The sequence below is a fragment of the Pseudomonas syringae pv. coryli str. NCPPB 4273 genome (assembly GCF_000972175.1).
Taxonomy (GTDB): domain Bacteria; phylum Pseudomonadota; class Gammaproteobacteria; order Pseudomonadales; family Pseudomonadaceae; genus Aquipseudomonas; species Aquipseudomonas syringae.
In genome coordinates this window covers 137,311-160,609 of record NZ_AWQP01000004.1, presented here as the reverse complement: position 1 = coordinate 160,609, position 23,299 = coordinate 137,311, and the positions used below count along the sequence as shown (strand labels likewise).

General features: G+C 59.8%; 18 protein-coding genes. 9 read left to right on the top strand and 9 right to left on the bottom strand.

The genetic code is table 11. The features are described 5' to 3' along the window. Positions 1-235: 235 nt before the first annotated feature. Positions 236-1,150, bottom strand: coding sequence for a LysR family transcriptional regulator (locus P406_RS02580; RefSeq protein WP_003347707.1), 915 nt, complete (start codon positions 1,148-1,150; stop codon positions 236-238). Between the two features lie 310 nt (positions 1,151-1,460). Between P406_RS02580 and P406_RS02575 the strand changes: the two genes are divergently transcribed. From P406_RS02575 to pgm, 5 genes are all read left to right on the top strand, one after another. Beyond that, on the top strand, positions 1,461-2,483 hold the full coding sequence (locus tag P406_RS02575; protein WP_046235237.1) for a zinc-dependent alcohol dehydrogenase family protein: 1,023 nt from the start codon (positions 1,461-1,463) through the stop codon (positions 2,481-2,483). 592 nt (positions 2,484-3,075) lie between these two features. Beyond that, positions 3,076-4,578, top strand: coding sequence for a hypothetical protein (locus P406_RS02570; RefSeq protein ID WP_003410869.1), 1,503 nt, complete (start codon positions 3,076-3,078; stop codon positions 4,576-4,578). A gap of 91 nt (positions 4,579-4,669) precedes the next feature. Next, positions 4,670-6,076, top strand: coding sequence for an aminotransferase-like domain-containing protein (locus P406_RS02565; protein ID WP_046235236.1), 1,407 nt, complete (start codon positions 4,670-4,672; stop codon positions 6,074-6,076). Between the two features lie 105 nt (positions 6,077-6,181). Next, positions 6,182-8,509 carry an ATP-dependent DNA helicase gene (locus tag P406_RS02560; RefSeq protein WP_046235235.1) on the top strand — a complete coding sequence of 776 codons (2,328 nt, stop codon included), beginning with the start codon at positions 6,182-6,184 and terminating at the stop codon, positions 8,507-8,509. A 163-nt stretch (positions 8,510-8,672) separates the two neighbouring features. Continuing rightward, a complete protein-coding gene (gene pgm, locus P406_RS02555; protein ID WP_046235234.1) occupies positions 8,673-10,319 on the top strand; it encodes a phosphoglucomutase (alpha-D-glucose-1,6-bisphosphate-dependent) in 1,647 nt (548 codons plus the stop codon). Between the two features lie 74 nt (positions 10,320-10,393). On the opposite strand, the gene P406_RS02550 is transcribed toward pgm, so the two are convergent. Then, entirely contained in the window at positions 10,394-10,669 is a 276-nt protein-coding gene (locus P406_RS02550) for a peptidylprolyl isomerase (RefSeq protein WP_002553334.1), read from the bottom strand. Between the two features lie 123 nt (positions 10,670-10,792). Here P406_RS02550 and P406_RS02545 point away from each other — a divergent pair, with 123 nt between their 5' ends. Continuing rightward, positions 10,793-11,962: a PilT/PilU family type 4a pilus ATPase gene (locus tag P406_RS02545; RefSeq protein WP_003410864.1), complete on the top strand. Its 1,170-nt coding sequence runs from the start codon at positions 10,793-10,795 to the stop codon at positions 11,960-11,962. A 50-nt stretch (positions 11,963-12,012) separates the two neighbouring features. Here P406_RS02545 and P406_RS02540 read toward each other — a convergent pair whose 3' ends face one another. From P406_RS02540 to P406_RS02510, 7 genes are all read right to left on the bottom strand, one after another. Further along, positions 12,013-13,590 carry an ABC transporter ATP-binding protein gene (locus P406_RS02540; protein ID WP_046235233.1) on the bottom strand — a complete coding sequence of 526 codons (1,578 nt, stop codon included), beginning with the start codon at positions 13,588-13,590 and terminating at the stop codon, positions 12,013-12,015. A 1-nt stretch (position 13,591) separates the two neighbouring features. Then, a complete protein-coding gene (locus P406_RS02535) occupies positions 13,592-14,614 on the bottom strand; it encodes an ABC transporter permease (RefSeq protein WP_046235232.1) in 1,023 nt (340 codons plus the stop codon). Next, entirely contained in the window at positions 14,614-15,678 is a 1,065-nt protein-coding gene (locus P406_RS02530) for a microcin C ABC transporter permease YejB (RefSeq protein WP_003364338.1), read from the bottom strand. Before P406_RS02530 ends, P406_RS02535 begins: the two co-directional genes overlap by 1 nt. Next, positions 15,679-17,547, bottom strand: a complete 1,869-nt coding sequence (locus P406_RS02525; RefSeq protein WP_046235231.1) for an extracellular solute-binding protein — start codon at positions 17,545-17,547, stop codon at positions 15,679-15,681. A gap of 234 nt (positions 17,548-17,781) precedes the next feature. Beyond that, positions 17,782-18,063 carry a peptidylprolyl isomerase gene (locus P406_RS02520; protein ID WP_046235230.1) on the bottom strand — a complete coding sequence of 94 codons (282 nt, stop codon included), beginning with the start codon at positions 18,061-18,063 and terminating at the stop codon, positions 17,782-17,784. Between the two features lie 81 nt (positions 18,064-18,144). Continuing rightward, positions 18,145-19,227, bottom strand: a complete 1,083-nt coding sequence (locus P406_RS02515; protein ID WP_046235229.1) for a 3-deoxy-7-phosphoheptulonate synthase — start codon at positions 19,225-19,227, stop codon at positions 18,145-18,147. A gap of 750 nt (positions 19,228-19,977) precedes the next feature. Next, entirely contained in the window at positions 19,978-20,211 is a 234-nt protein-coding gene (locus P406_RS02510; protein ID WP_032698596.1) for a DNA-binding protein, read from the bottom strand. Between the two features lie 129 nt (positions 20,212-20,340). On the opposite strand from P406_RS02510, the gene P406_RS02505 reads away from it, so the two are divergent. The 3 genes from P406_RS02505 to uvrC all read left to right on the top strand — a co-directional run bounded on the left by P406_RS02505 (position 20,341) and on the right by uvrC (position 23,295). After that, positions 20,341-20,655, top strand: coding sequence for a helix-turn-helix domain-containing protein (locus P406_RS02505; protein ID WP_046235228.1), 315 nt, complete (start codon positions 20,341-20,343; stop codon positions 20,653-20,655). Positions 20,656-20,824: 169 nt separating this feature from the next. Next, a complete protein-coding gene (gene gacA / locus P406_RS02500; protein WP_002553344.1) occupies positions 20,825-21,469 on the top strand; it encodes a response regulator transcription factor GacA in 645 nt (214 codons plus the stop codon). Positions 21,470-21,471: 2 nt separating this feature from the next. Beyond that, the gene (gene uvrC / locus P406_RS02495; protein ID WP_003400849.1) at positions 21,472-23,295 is read left to right on the top strand and encodes an excinuclease ABC subunit UvrC; all 1,824 of its coding nucleotides are present in this window, start codon (positions 21,472-21,474) and stop codon (positions 23,293-23,295) included. Positions 23,296-23,299: the final 4 nt, after the last annotated feature.

Genomic DNA, 23,299 nt, shown 5'->3' with positions numbered 1-23,299 from the left:
ACGCTAATCTACCTCGAGCAGTAGTTTAGCTAATAGCGCTACTGTCGATGCTATTTGAGTTGATCTGTGGTTGGAGCCAGGACACCAAAATCGCATACCGTATTTACAACGCCTGCCCGGAAATAGCTGCCGTGCAGCTGTCGTATTTTTGATACCAGGTGTCGTGCGCAGTACTGCATCTCCATGACCTATGAAAAGCCAAAAATAACCAGCTAAACAGCCTGCCCAACGCCCCCTAAAGACTATCCGGATCCCCAAAAAACATCTGAATCCGCGACCTCAACCAACGCTCCCCCGGATCATTATCCTGCGCGCCGCGCCAGGCCATGTGCAGTTCGAACGTTCGGGTTTCAATCGGCAGGTCTTCAGAGCGCACGCCTCCTGCTGCGGTCAGGACCTGCGCAGCGTAATCGGGCACGGTGGCGATGATGTCGGTGCCGGTGAGCAGTGTGGCCAGGCCGTTGAACTGGGGCACGGCGAGGACGACGTGGCGTTTGCGGTCGAGTTTCTCGAGGTGTTCGTCGATGAAGCCGCTCAGGTCGCCGGCGAAGGAGACCAGTGCGTGGGGGCGGGCGCAGAAGTCGTCGAGGCTCAACGGGCCGGGTATCGAGTCGGCGCGCAGCAGTTGCGGCTTGCTCCTGCGCAAGACTTTGCGCTTGGCGTTGGCGGGCAGGTCCTGGGTGTAGCTGACGCCGACCGATATCTCCCCGGAGGCGAGCAGGGGCGGCATGAGGATGTAATTGACTCGCCTGACCACCAGCACAATGCCCGGCGCTTCGGAGCGCAAGCGCTTAAGCAGGGTGGGCAGCAGCGCGAACTCGACGTCATCGGACAGGCCGATGCGGAACACCGAGGTACTGGTCGCCGGGTCGAACTCCGAGGCGCGGCTGACCGCTGTCGAGATGGAGTCGAGTGCCGGGGAGAGCAGGGCGAAGATTTCCGTCGCTCGGGCGGTGGGCTCCATGCTGCGCCCAGTGCGCACGAACAGTGGATCATCGAACAGGCCGCGTAGCCGTGACAGCGCAGCGCTGATTGCCGGCTGACCGAGAAACAGCTTTTCCGCCGCACGCGTGACGCTGCGCTCATGCATCAGGGTCTCGAAAACGATGAGCAAATTGAGGTCGACGCGACGCAGGTCGTTGCGGTTCATGCGGAATATCTCGGGCCATTTGTCGGTTGAGGACGTGAGCAGGGTGCGATAGTACGAGCAAATGCGGGTCGGGGGCAGCGAAAATTACTGTGGGGGTTACTGAATGTCCACACGGCTTGCAATGTTTCGTCGACATGCGAACAATGGCGGCCATTACGCGCATCGACGCCCAGACGCTGTCTGGCTGCGCCGTACAGCGCACAGGACACAATCGATGACAGGCATGTCGACTATTAATAGCCACCGATGGTGTTGCCGGCAATGCCCGGATAAAGTTTGTGGCATCAAGGTTCACCAGGCGAGGTTCTAAATGTCCCGCACGATCCGTTTTCACCAGTTTGGCCCGGCCGAGGTGCTCAAAGTCGAAGAGCATCCTGTCGCGTCGCCTGTCACCGGCGAGGTACAGGTGCGTGTTCAGGCCATCGGTGTCAGTTGGTACGACGTTCTTTGGCGGCAAAATCTCGCGTCTACCCAAGCCCGGCTGCCTGCCGGTCTGGGTTATGAGATGGCTGGCGTGGTTACCGCGCTGGGCGACGGTGTGGATGATCTGCAAGTAGGCGACAAGGTCGCCAGTTTTCCTGCGGCCGATGCCAATCAGCACCCGGTCTATGGCGAATCCATCGTCATGCCGCGCCGGGCATTGACCTGCTACCCGGATGTACTGACGCCGGTCCAGGCCAGCGTGCATTACACGCCGTATCTGGTGGCGTACTTTGCATACGTTGATCTGGCGCGTATCAAGTCCGGTCAAACCGTACTGGTCACCGACGCCAGCCACTGCTCCGGCCCTGCATTCGTGCAGTTGGGCAAGGCGCTGGGGGCTCGGGTTATCGCCGCGACCAAGACCGAGGATGCTCGTGAGTACCTGCTGTCACTGGGCGCTGAAAAAGTGGTGGTCACCGAAGAACAGGACTTGTTGATGGCGATCAACAAGTACACCGACAACCGTGGTGTCGATGCCGTGTTCGATGGCCTTGGCGGTCCGCAGATGTCGATCATGGGCGATGTGCTTGCGCCGCGTGGAAGTCTGGTGCTGTATGGCCTGCAAGGTGGTAATCAGACGCCGTTCCCGGCCTGTGCCGCGTTCCAGAAGAACATCCAGTTCTACGTGCATTGCCTGGGCAATTTCACCGGCAAGCCCGAGCTGGGCATTACCCAGGATCAAGAAGCGCTGCAGCGTGCCTTGCAGCAGATTAATCAGATGACCGCCGACAAGGTATTGGCGCCGTTGCAGACGCGCAGCTTTCCGTTCGAGCAGGTAGTGCAGGCGCACCGTTACATGGATGTCTGCCCGATTGGCGGGCGTGCGGTGCTGGAAGTCGAGGCGGTCTGATTCATCACCTCCTGGTCAGCGCTCGTTATTGAAAAGCCTTCCGATCGGAAGGCTTTTTGCATTCCATATTGCAAAAGAGACGCCAGGCATTAAACGACGTCGAATGACGCACCTGTCAGTTTGCCGAGAAGTGCATAACCTTGAATGAAGGGTAAAAATAAAATCGACAACAGGGCCGGCAGGATTGTTTATTTGAGTGTATGAGCTCTGTCAGTGAAGGCGGCATTATAAATATCATTTCCTACGAGGCAGAATGAAATATTAACAGCGACGGGTGCTCGGCCGCTTGTGGTAAAGCCTGAGCGGCCTGGCTGTTGGGGTTGCAGGCTGTTAAGTTGAAAAAAATCGTTTGTCGCCTGCGTTCAATGATACACATTAAACAGTGTGTTTAATCAGTTGAAAGTGTGCCCGGGGCTGCACTGTTTTTCAACGTCAAACTGTCTATTGTAATTGTTTCAAAGATGCTGATAATGCGTCGGTAATTACCACTCAGGGAATGAGTCATGCGCGACTATAAGTTTGGTTGTCAGCTTGATGTTCAATGTTCTGTCTGCACCGTGTCATGTCTTGAGCGACAGGCAGGTGGCACACAATGAGTTCTATTCACGAGCAGGCAATGAATTATGTCTACCAGCAAGTGCTGCAACGCTTGTTGGGGTACTTCTCGCGTGCAGAGCGCACCGCGCTGCAGTTGTTGATCCAGCGCCTGATTGTTGCGGCCGGCGGCATCGAGCGGATTTCCGGCTTCAAGGTGCTGGTGGCGTTCGGTGGTGGCAAGGACAGTGCCTACACGCTGGCCTTTCTGCGCGCTGCCCAGTTGAGTATTGCCTGCCGCTCGCCCGGTACGTTCAACCTGCGCGTTGCCAATCGACGTCACGCGGGCATGACCCCTGCGGTGATGGATAACATCAACCGCACCTATTCAGCGTTGTTTCTCTACGACGACCCACGTGTCGAGATGCTGGTGATCGACAATCAGTACACCCAGGCCTTCGAGCCGGACCTGCCTTTTTCCAGCGCGGGGCGTGAGCAGAATCGTCTGGACATGCTGCTGGGTGGCCACCTGTCCGCAGGCGACGCCCGCACCACGTTTTGCAATACCTGTTACCTCGGGCTGGCGGAGTTTCTGGGGCGCGCCCTGAGCTGGGGCAGTGGGGTTGATGCGGTGGTCAGTGGCGACTCGCGCAGAGAGCAGCGTCAGTACGCGACCTGGATCATGCGTCTGGCCCAGCGTACCGGGCAATACTCGGGCAGTTGGGGCAAGCAGACGCTGGCCAGCGTGCTCAAGGTCATCGATACGATTGGCCAGGCTTACTATCACGAGCTGTACGGCGAGGGCGATGACAGCCCGCCGGCAAGCCGAGCCATGGTGCTGCCTGAAAAAAGCAGTTCGCCGGCGTTCATCACCATTGCCGATCTGGTCAGTTGCAAGGCGGACGAGCACTGGAACCTGCTGACCGAATTCCTCGATTTCCGCTTTGATGATCTGTCGTTCAGCTTCAGTGAATCGGATTGCGCCAACCCTTTGTTGATGGCCCACATGCGCGGCCTGACGGCGCAGTACCTGCAAGCGCGTACTTATGCCGACGGGATCGCCGAATACCTTGAGCTGGCGACGTCACTGATGCGCAGAAAGCAGATGCCGCCACGATTGATCGACCAGACACTCAGCGCTTATGCCGGTCGGGCACGCATCGAGGCGCGCCGCGAGCTGGCGTCGAGCTTCGCTCAGGAGGGCTTCGGCCTGAACGAGACTCAGCTGGTGTGCATGCTGTTTTCGCCGTTCGTGGATCATGGCCATGGCCTGGAGTCGTTTCTGCGCAGTTGCCACCCCGGGATGCTGGTGGCGCTGCCGGATCTGCACAAGGCGCTGTCGGGTTCGACGGCGCCGGACCAAGTCATGCAGTGGCTGGTGGATATCAGCGGTTTGAGCCTCAAGTCATTGCAAAGTCTCTATGGCAAGCAGCGGGTGAACTTCGACGACCCGCAGTCAATCATCGCCCGAATCCGCGCTGCCGACCCCGACAAGCGCCGGATCATGACCGTCGACCCTGCGACGGGGCAGGCAGTGGCCGAGATGCTCTCGGGACGCTGATCCGGTCGCCAGGCATGGCTGCTGCCTGCAAACGGCGTCGGTCATGCAGCGATGTTCTGAAGCCTGTTCTGGTTGAGCGGCGGGTACCTGCATGAAAAACAACACGGATTTCGCCTATCAGGCGGTCTACCGCTACCTGGTGCGTCTGGTTGACCAGCAGCAGGGCGAGCCGGCGCTGAAAATGCCGTCATTGCGACAGCTGGCCCAGCGACTGAACGTATCGATATCGACGGTGCAAAGCGCCTACTCGCTGCTGGAAAAGGAAGGGCGCGTCTATTCGCTGCCCAAATCGGGTTATTACTCGGTAGCGCGCAGCTTGAGTGCGCAGGGTCACGTAGTGCCGGACGCAGACGGCGATCTTTTGCAGGCCCTGTACGACAACGCCCGGCGCCCCGGCATGGCGTTGCTGGGCTGCGATGAGCCGGCGCTTTTGCACGTCCAGGACAGTCCGCTGCCAGCAATGGAACGCGAGCTGAGCAGGCATTACCCGCGTCAGCGGGACCCGGTTTTTCAGCCATTCGGTGAGCCGGAACTTCGCACGGCAATTGCCGCCCGTTACACCCGCGATGCAGCGCATTGCTGGCACGCTGACAATGTCTATGTCGCCGCTGACTTTCATGGCGCATTCAAGGCGGTGCTCGGCACGCTGGGCCTGCGCGGCGGCACGGTACTGGTGGAATCGCCCTGTGCCTGGGGGTTGCTGCGCCTGCTGCAATCATTCGATATCCGGATTATCGAACTGCCGCTGGACGAGACCGGCTGCCTTGATGCGGCCCGGATCGACGGCCTGCTGCGCGGCTATGACATCGGCCTCGCCGTGTTGCCCTCGTTGCTGAACCCGGTGCGAGGCAGCGTGCGTGCTCAGGGCAACAGCCAGGCAGTCGCCGAAGTGCTCAATCGTCATCAGGTCTGGGTGCTGGAAAACGACAGTCACGCCGAGCTGCAGTTTGCTGCCGGGCAGGTTCCGCTGCGCCACTGGATCGACCCGCAGCGGCTGGTGATCATCGGCGGATTCGAGAAGAGCCTCGGGCCTGAAGCGCCCTATGCTTACCTGCTGTGCAGGAGCCTGGATACGCGATGGCAGCAGTATTTCTGCCTGCGAGCATTCGAACTGCCGCCGCTTCGGCAAAGGGCCATCGCCAGGTTATGCAGCAGCGGGCGTCTGGACAGGCAACTGCTGGCGTTGCGAGAGACGCTGGCCGGGCGCATGCAGGCGATGACCCGGCAATTGGATGAACACACCGGCGGGGCGCTGCGTTATCAGTTGCCCGAGGGCGGCTGCGGCATATGGGCCGAGAGTGCATACCCCGTGGACCTGCGCCAGGTCTTCATTGCGTTGCTGGCCCGGTCGATTGTCGTCAGCCCCGGTGAACTGTTCACTGTGCAGAACCGCTACTCGCAACATCTGTGGATCAGTTATGCCACTGACTGGACCCGTGAACCCGCCAGGCTGCTGGGTGCGTTGGGAGAGGCATTGAGCCAGGCTCGTCTGCCATAGACGTCGCCGTCGCAGGCCGTCGATCCATTTGTGTTTGCCAGACGTGGTTCAAGGTTGTTAACTGGACGCCTGTCCAGTATTCACAACCAACGGCTCCCCAGTGCAGTGACCCCGAATGCCCCTGTAAACCCTGATCCCGAGCCTGTCCTCGCCAGCGAGCTGCCTGCGCGTTATGTCGTGGCCGTGCGCGCGTTGTGTGAGTTCACCGCCAAGGTGGGCGACCTCGACTTGCGCTTTACGCCGTCACCCACGGCTCAGGAAGGCATTGCCGGGCATCGCACGGTCGCCACGCGGCGCGGCGCCGATTACCAGGCCGAGTTGTCGTTGAGTGGCGATTATCGCGAGCTGACGGTAAGGGGCAGGGCGGACGGCTACGACGCCAGTCGCAATCAGCTGGAAGAGGTGAAGACCTATCGCGGTGAACTCGACGCGATGCCGGCCAACCACCGTCAGTTGCACTGGGCGCAGGTGAAGGTCTACGGCTGGCTGCTTTGCCAGCGCCTGCAGCTTGAGAGCGTGACGCTGGCGCTGGTGTATTTCAACATTGTCAGCGAGCAGGAAACCCTGATTCGCGAGCCGTTCAGTGCGGCCACACTGCAAGCGTTTTTCGAACGACAGTGCTCGATTTTCCTCGGCTGGGCGCAGCAGGAGCTGGCGCATACGCAGGCGCTGCACACGACACTGGGCAGCCTGAAATTTCCCCACGCGTCTTTCCGCACCGGGCAGCGGGTGCTGGCCGAGTCGGTGTACAAGGCCGTCAGTACCGGCTGTTGCCTGATGGCTCAGGCGCCAACCGGTATCGGCAAGACGGTGGGCACGCTATTTCCGCTGCTCAAGGCCGCGCCCGGCCAGAAGCTCGACAAGATTTTCTTTCTCACCGCCAAGACGCCGGGGCGTCGACTGGCACTGGATGCGCTGGAAGTCATCAATCACAGCGCGCCGGAGCTGAAGCTGCGGGTTCTTGAACTGGTGGCGCGCGACAAGGCCTGTGAGCATCCGGACAAGGCCTGTAACGGTGATTCCTGTCCGCTGGCCAGCGGCTTTTATGATCGTCTGCCAGCCGCTCGCTCGGCGGCGCTGACCTCGCCGTGGCTGAATCAGGCGGGCGTACGCGATGTCGCCTTGCAGCATCAGGTCTGTCCGTATTACTTGAGCCAGGAGCTGGCGCGCTGGGCTGACGTGGTCATCGCGGACTACAACTATTACTTCGACCTGAGCGCGCTGCTGTTCGGCCTCGGTCAGCTCAATCAGTGGCGCGTTGCGGTGCTGGTCGATGAAGCCCACAACATGGTCGAGCGGGCGCGCCAGATGTACAGCGCCAGCCTTGACCAGAGCCAGCTGAAAGCCTTGATTCAGACAGCGCCGGAACCTGTGAAAAAAGCCTTGCAGCGTCTGGATCGCCAATGGAATGCGCTGCACAAAGTACAGCCCGGCGCCTATCAGGCTTATTCGGCAGCACCGGAAAAATTCATCGGCAGCCTCAACCAGTGCATTTCGACCATCGGTGATCATTTCAACGAGCACCCGCAGGCCGTGGATGGCACGTTGCAGGGGTTCTACCTGGAAGCCATCGGTTTTGCGCGCATCGCCGAGCTGTTCGATGAGCATTTCATTTTCGACATCACCCGGCGCGAGGCGGGCGGCAAGCGCATTCTGTCGCGCCTCAGCCTGCGCAACGTCGTTCCCGCGCGTTTCATCCGCCCGCGCCTGACCGCTGCGCGCAGCACGGTACTGTTTTCCGCAACGCTCAACCCGCGCCACTATTACGCGGACCTGCTGGGGTTGCCGGTCAACACGGCATGGATCGACGTGGAATCGCCGTTTCATCACGATCAGCTCGACGTGCGGATCGTCAGTCGCATTTCCACGCGCTTTACCCATCGTCAGGCTTCGCTGGCGCCGATTGTCGAACTGATGGCCGAGCAGTTCGACACGCGGCCGGGCAATTACCTGGCTTTTTTCAGCAGTTTCGATTACCTGCAGCAGGTCGCCGAGCTGATGGCGCGCACTCACCCGCACATCAGCCTTTGGCAGCAGGCGCGGGGGATGGGCGAGAGTGAGCGCCACGCCTTTCTCGACCGGTTCACCCTGAGCAGTCAGGGCATCGGTTTTGCCGTGCTGGGCGGCGCGTTCGGTGAAGGCATCGACTTGCCGGGCGCACGCCTGATCGGTGCGTTCATCGCCACCCTGGGCCTGCCTCAGCTCAATCCGGTCAACGAACAGTTCAAGCAGCGTATGGCCGCGCTGTTCGGTGCCGGTTACGACTACACCTACCTTTACCCTGGCGTGCAGAAGGTGATACAGGCAGCCGGACGGGTTATTCGCAGCCAAAGTGACAGCGGTGTGGTCATGCTCATCGATGACCGTTTTGCCGAGCACAAGGTGAAGCAGCTGTTTCCAGCGTGGTGGCGGCCCGAAACGTCGATGGCCTGAGTTCGGTTGCCGTTTTGGCCATTGAGCTGAAACAGAGGCAAATGCAGGGGATCAATACTCAAGCAGCGCTGTCGAACTGCCAGTAAACTGCGGCATCGATCATCTTGGCAGCTGCAGCAAGTCTTTATTTTTTCTCCGTATTTCATTTCTTCGTGGAGGTTGTATGAGTCTCAGTCCTTTCGCCGGCAAGCTGGCACCTGCGCAGTTACTGGTCGATATTCCGAGACTGGTCACGGCTTACTACACCGGCCAGCCCGATGCATCGGTGCCCACTCAACGTGTTGCGTTCGGTACTTCCGGGCATCGTGGCACATCGTTTGACCTGGGTTTCAACGAATGGCACGTGCTGGCTATCAGTCAGGCGATCTGCCTGTACCGCAAGGCCAACGGCATCGACGGCCCCTTGTTTCTGGGGGCCGATACCCACGCGCTGTCGACCCCGGCCGCGGCCACCGCGCTTGAAGTGCTGGCCGCCAATGGCGTGCAGGTGATGATTTCGCAAGGTGACGAATACACCCCGACGCCTGCGGTTTCCCACGCGATCATCTGCTACAACCGCGGTCGTACTTCCGGGCTGGCGGACGGCATCGTCATTACGCCGTCGCACAACCCGCCGCAAAGCGGTGGCTTCAAGTACAACCCGCCCAATGGCGGCCCGGCCGACAGTGATGTCACCAAGTGGATCGAGAACAAGGCCAACGAACTGCTGGCCGAGAAAGTCACTGGCGTTTTACGCATCAGCCATGAAAAAGCGCTGCGTGCCGATACCACGCACCGCCATGATTACCTCAACACCTACGTGGCCGACCTGAAAAACGTGATCGACATGGACGCCATCCGCAACTCGGGCCTGCGTCTTGGTGTCGACCCGCTGGGCGGCGCCGGAGTGAATTACTGGTCGGCGATTGGCGAGCATTACGGCCTGAATCTGGATGTGGTCAATAAATTTGTCGACCCTACGTTCCGCTTCATGACCGTCGACTGGGATGGCCAGATTCGCATGGACCCGTCCTCCAGCCACGCCATGCAAAGCCTGATCGGTCTTAAGGACCGCTATCAGGTTGCATTTGCCTGCGATCCGGATCACGACCGTCATGGCATTGTGACCCCAACTGGCGGACTGATGACGCCCAACAGCTACCTCGCCGTGTCTATCGACTATCTGTTTCAGAACCGTCCTGAGTGGCGTGCCGATGCAGCGGTCGGCAAGACCGTGGTCAGCAGCGGCATGATTGATCGTGTGGCCAAGCGCCTGGGCCGTCGCCTGTACGAAGTGCCGGTCGGCTTCAAGTATTTCGCACAAGGCCTGTTTGAAGGCTCGCTGGGTTTTGGCGGTGAAGAAAGTGCCGGCGCCTCGTTCCTGCGCCGCGACGGTACGGTCTGGACCACCGACAAGGATGGTCTGATTCCGGCCTTGCTGGCTGCGGAAATGACCGCGCGCACCGGTCGCGATCCAAGCCAGATCTACAAGACCATGACCGAACAGCTGGGCGAGCCGTTCTCGACCCGCGTCGATGCCAAGGCCAACCCGCAACAGAAGGCACTGCTGAGCAAGCTGTCGCCGGAGCAGGTGACTTCCACTGAGCTGGCGGGTGAGCCTATTCAGCAGGTGCTGAGCAATGCACCGGGCAACGATCAGGCGTTTGGTGGCGTGAAGGTCATGACCGAAAATGGCTGGTTTGCCGCGCGCCCGTCAGGCACCGAGGACATCTACAAGATCTACGCCGAGAGCTTTATCAGCGAAGATCACCTCAAGCGTCTGGTGGCAGAAGCTCAAGTGCTGGTAGACGGCGCCATTTCGCCGAACTGATTGCCGCGCTGGTCAATGCCCGAAAAACCTCGAACCGCGCTCGGTTCGGGGTTTTTCAGCTTTTGACCTGTGCTTCAGTCGCGATAGAACACCTGCACCAGGTGATAGCCGAATTTGCTCTTGATCGGCCCATGCACAACGCGTAGCGGCTTTTTGAAGATCACCTGATCGATGGCGCCGACCATTTGCCCAGGCCTGACTTCGCCCAGATCGCCGCCACGTTTGCCGGACGGGCAGCTAGAATGCTTTTTAGCCAGCACGTCAAATGCCTCACCCTTGGCAATGCGCAGCTTGAGCTGTTCGGCCTCTTCGGCGGTCTTCACCAGAATATGGCGGGCTTGGGCTTTCATGTCGCAATATCACCTGCTGCAAAAGGCTGCCATTATGCCTGCTCTTGCTGAGCGACGCCCGCGCGTCACGCGTGCCGTCCTGACGGCCGTGGTCTTTTTACTTCATTTTGTACGGTATTGATTATGGATTTCCCGGCGCTGTTGAAGATTCTGGCCAGTCAGGACGGATCGGACCTGTACCTCTCCACCGGAGCGCCACCGTGCGCCAAGTTCAACGGTGTGCTCAAGCCGCTGGGCAGCGAAACCTTCAAGCCGGGGGAGGTCGCAGTCATTGCCCAAGGGCTGATGGACGAGGAGCAGAAGCTCGAGTTTCAGCGCGAACTGGAGATGAACCTCGCCGTTTCGATGGCGGGCATCGGCCGGTTCCGGATCAATATCTTCATGCAGCGCAACGAGGTGTCCATCGTCGCGCGGAATATCAAGCTGGACATCCCGCGTTTCGAAGACCTGTTCCTGCCGCCCGTGCTGCTCGACGTGATAATGGAAAAGCGCGGTCTGGTGCTGTTTGTCGGGGCCACCGGTTCGGGCAAATCGACCTCGCTGGCGGCGCTGATCGACTACCGTAACCGCAACGCCAGTGGCCATATCATCACCATTGAAGACCCGGTCGAGTTCATCCATCGCCACAAGAAATCGATCGTCAACCAGCGCGAAGTCGGGGTCGATACCCGCAGCTTCCATGCGGCACTGAAGAACACCCTGCGCCAGGCGCCGGATGTGATTCTGATCGGCGAGATTCGTGATCGCGAGACCATGGAGCATGCGCTGGCGTTTGCCGACACCGGCCACCTGGCGATCTCGACACTGCACGCCAACAACGCCAATCAGGCGCTGGACCGGATCATCAATTTCTTCCCGGAAGAGCGTCGCGCGCAGTTGCTGCATGACCTGGGCAACAACCTCAAGGCATTCGTCTCTCAGCGACTGGTCAGAACCCCGGATGGCAAGCGTCGTGCGGCGGTGGAAGTGATGATGGGCACGCCGACCATTCGCGACCTGATTCAGCGCAATGAACTGACCGAACTCAAGGGCATCATGGAGAAGTCCGGCAGCCTCGGTATGCAGACGTTCGACACGGCGCTATTCAATCTGGCCGTCGAAGGTGCGATCAGCGAAGAAGAGGCCCTCAAGAACGCCGACTCGCAAAACAACGTGCGCCTGCGCCTCAAACTGCACAGTGAAGGCGGCGCCGGGACCCTGACCACACCGCCGCCGGCCCCGACCGGCAGCAGCACGGCAAGCACCGCCGAGTGGGGGCTGGTCGATGATGACGAGCCGGGTCCGCAGGCGTAAATCGGAGACGCGCCTACGCCTTCCGGGCAGAAGCTTCGTTGTGGGGCAGATCATTCAGGATGCGCGGCCGCCAGCAATTCCTGCGTGTAGGGATGTTGCGGCGCCTCGAAGACATCATGACTGGCGCCACGCTCGACGACTTTGCCATCCTTGACCACGATCACGTCGTGGGCGAGGGCTTTGACCACTGCCAGGTCATGGCTGATGAACAGGTACGTCAGGCCATGCTTTTCCTGGAGTTCGCGCAACAGTGCCACGACCTGTTTCTGCACGGTGCGGTCCAGCGCCGATGTCGGCTCATCGAGCAGAATCAATGCGGGTTTCAGCACCAGCGCCCGGGCAATGGCGATGCGCTGACGCTGACCACCGGAAAATTCATGGGGGTAGCGGTGCCGGCTCTGCGGGTCGATGCCGACTTCTTCCAGGGCCCGAATGACCTCTGCATCGCATTTCGCCGGGTTGTACTGGCTGTGCACCTCCAGTCCTTCACTGATGATCTGCGCCACTGACATGCGCGGGCTGAGGCTGCCGTAAGGGTCCTGAAAGACCACTTGCATCTCTTTACGCCACGGGCGCATCTGTTTCTGACTCAGACCGTCCAGCGCCTGCCCGCGAAAGCGGATGCTGCCGCGCGACTCCAGCAGACGCAGGATCGCCTGGCCCAGTGTCGACTTGCCGGAACCCGACTCACCGACGATGCCGAGGGTTTTGCCGCGCTCGATGCTCAGGCTGATGTCATCCACCGCCTTGAGGTATTCCTTGTGCCGCCGCAGGATGCCACCGGTCAGGGAAAACCAGACCTTCAGATTGTCGACTTGCAGCACCGTTTCCCGGGTGTCGCGTGGCAGCGGCTCGCCGGCAGGTTCGGCGTCCAGCAGCAGGCGGCTGTAAGGGTGCTGAGGTGATTTGAACAGCGACTTGCAATCGGACTGCTCGACGATTTCGCCGGCGCGCATTACGCAGACGCGCTGCGCGACGCTGTGCACCAGATTCAGGTCATGGCTGATCAACAACAGCGACATGTTCAGGCGCTGCTGCAGCTCCTTGAGCAGCAGGAGGATCTTGCGTTGCACCGTGACGTCCAGCGCAGTGGTCGGCTCGTCGGCAATCAGCAGCTCCGGTTCGCAGGCCAGTGCCATGGCAATCATCACCCGCTGGCGCTGGCCCCCGGACAGCTCGTGCGGATAGGCTTTCAGGCGTTTCTCCGGCTGTTGAATGCCTACCAGCTCCAGCAGCTCGACAATGCGTTTCTGCGCTTCACGACCACTGATGCCGCGATGCAGCAACAATGTCTCGCCGATTTGCCTGGCTACGCTGTGCAGCGGGTTCAGCGAGGTCATCGGTTCCTGGAAAATCATGGCAATCCGGTTGCCACGCAGCTCGCGAAGGGTGCGGTCGTCGGCACCCACCAGTTGTTGACCCCGGTAGGTGATGCTGCCTGTGGTCAGGGTGCCGCTGCGGGGCAGCAATTGCAGGATCGAATGGGCGGTGACGGACTTGCCGGAACCGGATTCGCCAACCAGTGCCAGACACTCGCCACGGTGCACATCCAGGCTCAGGTTGCTGACCACTTTCTGCCCGTTGAAGGCGACGCTCAGGTCGCGGATTTCGATCAGGTTTTCCGACATGTCAGGACCTCGGGTCGAAGGCGTCACGCAGCGCCTCGCCTATGAATACCAGCAGCGTCAGGATCAACGCGAGGGCAAAGAACGCCGTCAGCCCCAGCCAGGGCGCCTGCAGGTTCTGCTTGCCCTGGGCGATCAGTTCGCCCAGCGACGCGCTGCCGGCAGGCATGCCGAAGCCCAGAAAATCCAGCGCGGTGAGGGTCGAGATGGCACCGGTAAGAATGAACGGCAGATAGCTCAGCGTCGCATTCATCGCGTTGGGCAGGATGTGGCGCATGATCACCTTGCGATCCCCCAGACCGAGCGCGCGAGCGGCCTTGACGTACTCGAGGTTGCGGCCGCGCAGAAACTCGGCGCGCACCACGTCGACCAGGGTCAGCCAGGAGAACAGCGCCATGATGCCCAGCAGCCACCAGAAATCGGGTTCGACGAAGCCTGACAGGATGATCAGCAGGTACAGCACTGGCAGACCCGACCAGACCTCCAGCAGACGCTGACCGAACAGGTCGACCCAGCCGCCGTAATAGCCCTGCAACGCCCCGGCGCTGATGCCGATCAACGCGTTGATAAAGGTCAGTGCCAGCGCAAACAGGATCGACACCCGGGCGCCGAAGATCACCCGCGCCATGACGTCGCGAGCCTGGTCATCGGTGCCGAGCCAGTTTTCTGCAGACGGCGGGCTGGGTGCTGGGGTTTTCAGGTCATAGTTGGGCGTGTCGTCACTGAACGGGATGGGCGGGAACAGCATCCAGCCGTCACCTTTGCTGATCAGCGTGCGCACGTAGTCGCTGCGGTAATCGGGCTGGAAGGGCAGCTCGCCGCCGAATTGCTGCTCGGTATAACGCTTGAACACCGGGAAATAGAGTGAGTGCTGATAGCTGACCAGCAGCGGCTTGTCATTGGCGATCAGTTCGCCACCCAGGGTCAGGGCAAACAGTCCGCAGAACAGCCACAGCGACCACCAGCCGCGGCGATTGCTGCGAAAGCGCTCCAGGCGACGACGGGCCAGCGGCGAAAGGCTGCGCATCATGCATTCCTCGCGCTGAAGTCGATTCTGGGGTCGACCAGTGTGTAGCAGATATCGCCGATCAGTTTTATCAACAGGCCGAACACGGTGAAGATGAACAGCGAGCCGAACACCACCGGATAGTCCCGCGACACAGCGGCTTCATAGCTCATGCGGCCCAGGCCATCCAGCGAGAAGATCACCTCGATCAGCAGCGAACCGGCAAAGAACACGCTGATGAACGCCTGCGGAATGCCCGATACCACCAGCAACATGGCATTGCGAAACACATGGCCATACAGCACCCGTCGCTCGCTCATGCCCTTGGCGCGGGCCGTGGTCACGTACTGGCGGGTGATTTCGTTGAGAAAGGAATGCTTGGTCAGCAGGGTCAACGTGGCAAAACCCCCAATGACCAGCGCCGAGACCGGCAGCGCCAGGTGCCAGAAATAGTCAGCGATCTTGCCGATCGTGGTCAGTTGCTCGAAATTGTCCGAAACAAGTCCGCGTACCGGAAACCAGTTCAGCGACGTGCCGCCACAGAACACCACCACCAGCAGCATGGCGAACAGAAAGGCTGGCATAGCGTAACCGATGATGATGGCGGTGCTGCTCCAGATATCGAACTGGCTGCCGTGTTTGACCGCTTTGCGAATCCCCAGCGGGATCGACACCAGGTAGGTCAGCAATGTCGCCCAGAGCCCCAGCGATATCGACACCGGCATTTTCTGCAGAATCAAGTCGGTCACCGTTGCGCCGCGAAAGAAGCTGCTGCCGAAATCCAGTCGGGCGTAATTTTTCAGCATCAGCCAGAGACGTTCATGCAGCGGTTTGTCGAAACCGTATTGGCGTTCGATCTGCTTGATCAGTGCCGGGTCCAGCCCCCGCGACGCCTTGGAGTGACCGGCCCCGGCGGACTCGCTGGCACCTGCGCCCACGGTGGCACCGCCGATCCCTTGCAGGCGAGCGATGGCCTGTTCGACAGGCCCGCCGGGTGCGGCCTGCACGATGAAAAAGTTGACCAGCAGAATGCACAGCAGGGTAGGGATGATCAGCAGCAGGCGCCGCAGAATATAACCGAGCATTCACTGCATCTCCGAAACGATGGCTGACGCGCCGCGTTTTTCAGCGAATTGCTCATTGGTCAGCGGTGTCGGGCTGATTTCCCACCATGTTTCGATGGCCTCATTGTTGCTGGCCTGAATTTTCGGGATGCCGAAACGATTCCACCAGACGGTTGAAGAGCCTGGCGGATAATAGTTGGGAATCCAGTAGTAGTTCCACTGCAGTACCCGGTCCAGGCAATGGGCGTAGTCGGTCATGGTCTGCTTGTTGTCGGCCTTGAGCAGGCCGGCAATCAGCGCATCGACGGCGGGGTCTTGCAGCGCCATGTAATTGCTCGAGCCAGGGTCCATCGCCACCTTGGAGCCGAAACTGCTGTACAGCTCGGCACCGGGCGATGTCGAGACCGGGTAGCCGGTGACAATCATGTCGTAATCGCGCGCCATGACGCGGTTAAGGTATTGCGCGGCATCGATGCGGCGAATGTCGAAGTGGATACCGATCTGCGCCAGGGTGCGTTTATAGGGCAGCAGCATTCGCTCGAAACCTGTTTGTGCATTGAGAAAGGTGAAGCTGAACGGTTCGCCCTGGGCATTCACCAATTCATCGCCCTTTGGCGTCCAGCCAGCTTCCTTCATGAGGGCCAGCGCTTGCAGCTGCTTGTCGCGAATGAAGCCTGTGCCATCGGTTTTGGGCGTCTCGAACACGCTGTCGAACACCTGATCGGGGACTTTGCCGCGCAGTGGCTCGAGGATTTTCAGTTCGGCAGGCGTGGGCAGTTCGCTGGCGGCCAGCTCCGAGTTGGAGAAGAAGCTGTTCTGGCGGATGTACATGTTGCGCATCATCTGCCGGTTGGTCCATTCAAAGTCCCAGAGCAGCGACAGCGCCTGGCGCACGCGGCGGTCCTGAAACATGGGGCGGCTCAGGTTGAAGACGAAACCCTGCGAGCTTTGCACCGCGCCCCTGGCCAGTTGGGCTTTCTGCAGGCGTCCGTCGCTGAGGGCCGGGCCGTCATAGCGGATTGAATAGCCGGTGGCCGAAAACTCGCGGTTGTAGTCGTAGGCGCCGCCCTTGAGCACCGTACGTGCGACATCGATGTCGCCGAAGTACTCGATGCCGAATTTGTCGAAGTTGTACAGGCCTTTGCTGACCGGCAGGTCCTTGCCCCACCAGTCCGGATCGCGCTCGAAGGTGACGGTGCGGCCCGGGTCCACATGGCTGATCCGATAGGGCCCGCTGCCCGGCGGAATCTCAAAGCCGGCACCGCTGGCAAAGTCACGGGTTTTCCACCAGTGCTCGGGGAATACCGGCAACGAAGCCAGGTCGAGGGGCAGGGTGCGGTTATCGCTCTGCTTGAAGTCGAAGCGGACCTGCAAAGGCGATTCGACCTCCACGTCCTTGACCGCTTCAAACTGGGTCCGGTATTGCAGGTTGCCCTGCGTCATCAGCAGCTCGTAGGTGTACTTCACGTCACTGGCGGTAATCGGCGTACCGTCCGCGAAACGTGCCTTCGGGTTCAGGTAAAAGCGCAGGGAGAGGCCATCCGCGCCACGCTCCATTTTCTCGGCGACAAGCCCGTAGACGGTGTAGGGCTCATCCATCGAGCGCGTGGCCAGTGGGGAGTAGAGCATGCCATTGATCTGCGAAACGCCCATGCCCTTGTCGGTGAACGGCATCAGGTGATCGAACTGGCCGATTTCGATGGCCGAGCGCCGCATGCTGCCGCCTTTGGGCGCGTCCGGGTTCACGTAATCGAAGTGCTTGAAGTCGGCGGGATAGCGTGGCGCTTCGCCGTAAACGGTCAGAGCGTGTTGCGGGGCTGCGGACAGCGATTGGGCAGCGCCAACGAAGGTCAGCGTCAAGGCGAGCAACGATGAAAAAACAAAACGCATGACTCGAATCCTGACTGACGTTCGCAAGCGAATGTCAGGGTTAAAGGCGACTGGCTGTACAGCGGTGACAACAATCATGACAGAGCTCATGCCTCTGCATCGCGCTATCTTCTACAGACAAATGAGCGCTTCGCCAAGCCACTGCGCGCAGGCTGGGCGACTGTGTCGTTGAAACGGCCACATACAAAAACGGCCCATCCGAAGATGAGCCGTCTGGCATGCGGCGCGGCAGGATCAGTCCTGGCGGCTGGTCACTTCCAGCAGGTGATAGCCGAACTGAGTCTTTACCGGACCCTGAACGGTGTTCACCGGAGCACTGAACACGACGGTGTCGAATTCCTTGACCATCTGGCCTGGACCGAACGAACCCAGGTCACCGCCTTGACGGCTCGATGGGCAGCTGGAATTGGCCTTGGCGATTTCAGCGAAATCAGCGCCGCCTTCGATCTGCGTCTTGAGTTCGTTGCATTTGTCTTCGCTCGAAACAAGGATGTGACGGGCAGTGGCTTTAGCCATGGGGAATAATCTCCTGTGAAAAAAAAGAAACAGCCTACCGGATTCAGTGCGGTATTTCCCGACAAAGTTCCTTCGCTCTGTTTATCTGTAACGCAGACGGTCAACCGCACGACGCAGCAGGCGTTCGGTGCCTTCCCAGCCAAGGCAGCCATCGGTGACCGAAACGCCGTACTGCAGCGTTCCGCCCACTGCCTGGCAGCCGTCGAACAGGTGGCTCTCGATCATCATGCCGATCAGCGAGGTGTTGCCTGACAAGCGCTGTTCCAGCACGTCCTCGAACACGCCTGGCTGACGCAGCGGGTCCTTGCCACTGTTGGCGTGGCTGCAATCGACCATGATTCGCGACGCGACATTATTCTTGCTCAGGCTCGCCTGTACCTTGGCCACACTCTGGTGATCGTAATTGGGGCCGCCGTGACCGCCGCGCAGCACGATGTGCGTATCCGGATTGCCTTGTGTCTCGATAATCGCCGGGTGGCCATGACGGTCCATGCCAAAGTGGCGATGTGGATGCGCAGCCGAACGCATCGCGTCGCTGGCCACCGTCACGCCGCCATCAGTACCGTTCTTGAACCCGACAGCCATGGGCAGGCCGCTGGCCATTTCCCTATGGATCTGCGATTCGGTGGTGCGAGCGCCAATCGCGACCCAACTGAGCAGATCGTCGAAGTAGCCCGCCGCCATGGGTTGCAGTATCTCGGTGGCGATCGGCAGGCCCAGGCCCAGCATCTCCAGCATCAATTGCCGCGACAGCGTCAGGCCCTCGGCCATGTCGTCGCTGCCGTCAAGGCGCGGATCGTAAGCCAGGCCTTTCCAGCCCACCGTCGTGCGCGGTTTTTCGACGTAAGCGCGCATTACCAGCAGCATCTGATCACTGACTTGCGCAGCAAGACCAGCCAGTCGCTCAGCGTATTCAAGGGCGGATCGAGGGTCGTGGATCGAGCAGGGGCCGACGATGACCAGCAGTCGCGAGTCTTGACCTTCAAGGATGGCGCGTACGGCGCGGCGATGGGCGGCAACCTGTTCGGTGAGCGCTGCGCCGAGGGGCAGACGCATCTTCAATTCCAGAGTACCTGGCAGGCGTTTCGAGGCGGGGCTGTTGTCTGCCAGCTTGACGGCGTGGCTGGACAGGTCGGACGGGGTTACGGCAACGGACGAGTTCATGTTCTGGCTTCCTGGGCTGGCGGGACGCTCCCGCGCAGACCCTACTGGGGTGTTCGACAAAGGCTTTCTAGAACCGGAGGTATGTGCTTGCCACCTGGCAGTGACCGAACGGAGGCGGCAGGCTGTCCCGAACGGAGGTGGCTAAATCGCCAGGCAAAATCGATGTCGTTGCGGTAATAAGTGGCGTAGTTCATGTCGTGATCCTCGATGCAATGCAGATTGATTGTTTACGGCTGTTCTGGAACAGACCGTTGAAATACGTGGCCCTGAAAAAACAAAACCCCCGGTCGGGAAGCCGACCGGGGGTTAGAGAATTCTCTGGTTGGCGTCCCCTTAACATGGGCGCCGGATGGGTATCAGGCGCGCCAGTGGCTAAACCAATACCCATAATAAGAATCAACGGATGCGCTCACCGAGGCCGCTTGCACAGCCACGGCGCGCGCACGGCAAGCAATGCCGGTAGCAACGTCGAGTAGCGGTGAAGTGGATTGCAGCATGGTGGGTCTCCATAGATTGAGCGCAAGCTTACTTCAGGAAAGCAGGCGCCTTCAATTGGAAAATTCAATCAGCGGGATTATCGATTTCTGCGAAGGCAGGCAGGTGGATTCTCTGTAGCGACAGCGAACCGCTCAACGGTTGATGGCATGTGGCATCCGGGCGGGCTATTTTACTCGCAACCCTGTATACCTTAATCATCAGGCAACGGCTTTGGCGTTTTGTCCGGGATGCGTTGTCGCCAGCCAATAATGGCTATTCTTCACGTGCTTGTTCATGCAGGGCTTCCGTGTCGGGGATCGTCCCGATCTTCATGCCCAGCAGTACAGCTACCTTATGCGCTTCACCGCGCCTTCCTTTCTTGCGTCCTGCCAGTACCTGGTAAGTGGTCGCTGGATCAATGCTGTTTTCACGAGCGAACTCCTGAACAGATTTGCCCTGTTGATCCAGCCAGGCCCTGGCTTGTGCGGCGGTGCGTATTCCGGGCATAGTTCAAAACCGTTCAAATCTATTCAATTCCGCGGGATTCTAACATTCGTTAGGATGGCTACAACAGGATCATAGGTTCAAATGAGTGGAATCGGTTGCCGGTTGAGAAAGGAAAGAGAGCGCCTGAGGATGTCTCAGCGTACATTTGGTGAGATAGGAGGGGTCGAGGCCAACGCCCAAGGGAAGTACGAAAATGGTGATCGCGCGCCGAAGGCCGATTATCTGGCTGCGGTTGCGGCCAAAGGTGTTGACGTACTCTATGTGTTAACGGGGACGCGAACGCCAGTGCCGATTGACAACCTCAGTCTCATCGAAGAAAAGATCCTCGGCAATTACCGGGTGCTGGGCAAGGAAGATCAGGACGCTATCAGGCGCCTGACAACCACTATTGCCGAGCTTTCGGCGCCATCATCGGGCACTGCAAAGCTTCCATCGGGCAACTGATACAAGACCGGGACGCGCACAGCTCTGCCGTCCTGCCAAGACTTTTGCAGCCCTCCCGCATGCGCTTGCCATCATATTGATGTGAGACGGTGTTCGCAGTGCTAGGTCTGACTCGTTGTTTTTGTTATGGCGATTGGCATTCGTTATGACCGTTGCGCGAGGTGTCTGCTTGATTAAGGTGCTAGTTGTCGATGACCATGATCTTGTCCGGACAGGCATCACACGCATGCTGGCCGACATTGATGGTCTGCAGGTTGTCGGGCAGGCCGATTCCGGCGAGGAATCCCTGAAGAAAGCGCGCGAGCTCAAGCCTGACGTCGTATTGATGGACGTCAAGATGCCGGGCATCGGTGGGCTGGAAGCGACGCGCAAGATGCTGCGCAGCCACCCTGATATCAAAGTCGTCGCTGTTACCGTCTGTGAAGAAGATCCTTTCCCGACCCGTTTGCTGCAGGCTGGCGCTGCCGGTTACATGACCAAGGGTGCCGGGCTTGCCGAAATGGTCCAGGCCATTCGCTTGGTGTTTGCCGGTCAGCGTTACATCAGCCCGCAGATTGCCCAGCAGCTGGCGTTGAAGTCGTTCCAGCCGCAAGTCAATAATTCGCCGTTCGATCTGCTGTCCGAGCGCGAGATCCAGATTGCTCTGATGATTGTCGGCTGCCAGAAAGTCCAGACCATCTCGGACAAGCTGTGCCTTTCACCGAAAACCGTTAATACCTACCGATACCGTATCTTTGAAAAGCTCTCGATCAGCAGTGATGTTGAACTGGCTTTGCTCGCTGTACGTCACGGCATGGTTGATGCCAGCGCCTGAACATGACCCAGACATTTGATCCAAGTGCATTTCTCGCGACCTGTAGCGGTCGCCCCGGCGTCTACCGTATGTTCGACGCCGAAGCCACACTGCTTTACGTCGGCAAGGCCAAGAACCTCAAGAAGCGTCTTGCCAGCTACTTCCGCAAGACCGGACACGCGCCCAAGACCGGAGCGCTGGTGTCGCGCATCGCCCAGATCGAAACCACCATCACGGGCAACGAAACCGAAGCGCTGTTGCTGGAGCAGACCCTCATCAAGGAGTGGCGGCCCCCGTACAACATTCTCCTGCGTGACGATAAGTCCTATCCCTATGTGTTTCTGTCCGATAACGCCTTTCCGCGGCTGAGCATTCATCGTGGCACCAAGAAGGCCAAGGGTCGTTATTTCGGGCCTTACCCAAGTGCCGGCGCGATTCGCGAGAGCCTCAGTCTGCTGCAAAAGACTTTCCAGGTGCGGCAGTGCGAGGACAGCTACTTCAAGAACCGCACACGTCCTTGCCTGCAATATCAGATCAAGCGCTGCAAAGGGCCATGTGTCGGGCTGGTCGAGCCTGAGGTGTATGCCGAGGACGTACGTCACTCGGTGATGTTTCTCGAAGGGCGCAGCAATGCCCTGAGCGACGAGCTGAACGCCTCCATGGAAAAAGCCGCGATGGCGCTCGATTTCGAACGTGCAGCCGAGTTGCGCGATCAGGTGGCCTTGTTGCGCCGCGTCCAGGATCAGCAAAGCATGGACGGCGGTACCGGCGATGTCGATGTGGTCGCCGCATTCGTCAACCCTGGCGGTGCCTGCGTGCACCTGATCAGCGTGCGGGGCGGGCGGGTGCTGGGCAGCAAGAACTTCTTTCCGCAGGTGGGCATAGAAGAGGAGGTCGGCGAAGTAATGTCGGCATTCCTGGCTCAGTATTTCCTCGGCGGCATCGACCGTGAGCTGCCCGGCGAAGTCATCGTCAATGTCATCAACGACGATTTCCCTGCGTTCGTCGACGCCGTCGAGGAGCTGCGCGGCGTCGAGATGGTTATCAGTCATCGCGTGCGCGGCACCCGGGCGCGCTGGCAGCAAATGGCGGTCACCAATGCCGAGCAGGCACTGACCGCGCGGCTGGCCAACCGTCAGCATGTTGCGTCGCGGTTCGAAGCGCTGGCCAAGGTACTGGGTCTCGAAGACCCACCGATGCGTCTGGAGTGCTACGACATCAGCCACTCCAGTGGTGAGGCGACCGTAGCGTCGTGCGTGGTGTTCGGCCCCGAAGGCCCGATCAAGTCCGATTACCGGCGTTTCAATATCGAAGGCGTAACTGCAGGCGACGACTATGCCGCCATGCACCAGGCGTTGACCCGGCGTTACAGCCGCATCAAGGCCGGGGAGGGCAAGTTGCCTGACGTGCTGCTGGTGGACGGCGGCAAGGGGCAGATGTCCATGGCGCGCGACGTGCTCAATGAATTACAGGTTCCTGAGCTCATCCTGCTCGGTGTGGCCAAGGGCACAACGCGCAAGGCAGGTTTCGAGACGTTGTACCTGAACGACTCAGCGCATGAATTCACGCTGCCCGGCGACTCTCCGGCCCTGCACCTTATTCAGCAGATTCGCGACGAGGCACACCGTTTCGCAATCACCGGCCACCGTGCCCGCCGCGGCAAGACCCGGCGTACATCAACCCTTGAGGGCGTGGCGGGTGTCGGGCCGACCCGGCGTCGTGACCTGCTCAAACATTTCGGCGGATTGCAGGAATTGTCCCGTGCCAGCATCGATGAAATAGCAAAAGCACCCGGAATCAGCAAAAAGCTGGCAGAGTCGATTTATGCAAACCTGCACAGCGAGTAGAATG